At 70.9% G+C, this 406-nt stretch carries 1 protein-coding gene; it reads left to right on the top strand.

What is annotated here, in order from left to right:
* Window positions 1-392 (top strand): YadA-like family protein (locus tag H0241_RS35370; protein WP_181062304.1); only part of this gene is annotated, 392 nt, incomplete at its 5' end.
* Between the last annotated feature and the right edge of the window lie 14 nt (window positions 393-406).

The following is a 406-nucleotide window of genomic DNA, read 5'->3' as shown; positions in this document are numbered from 1 at the left end:
CCGGCAACACCACCAACAAGCTGACGCTGAACAGCGGCAACGGCGCGCCGGTGACGATCAGCAATGTGGCGGCGGGCGTCGCCGGCACCGATGCGGTCAACCTCAACCAGCTCAACAGCGCCTTCGAGCAGCTCAACGGCCGGATCGGCGAGGTGCGGCAGGACGCCTGGCGTGCGGCCGCGATCGGCATGGCCGCCGCATCGCTGCGCTATGACGACCGGCCCGGCAAGGTGAGCGCATCGGCGGGCGGCGGCATCTGGCGCAGTCAGGGCGCGCTGGCCTTCGGCATTGGATACACCAGCGAGAACGGACGGCTGCGCAGCAACGCGGCGGCGACCACCGCCGGTGGCGACTGGGGCGTCAGCGCCGGCGTGAGCGTGACGCTCAATTGACGCTGGGGTCGACG

This window comes from Mesorhizobium neociceri (genome assembly GCF_013520985.1).
GTDB classification, from domain to species: Bacteria; Pseudomonadota; Alphaproteobacteria; order Rhizobiales; family Rhizobiaceae; genus Mesorhizobium; species Mesorhizobium neociceri.
Note: the sequence above shows the minus strand (reverse complement) of the source record. Positions and strands in the feature narration are given on the sequence as shown.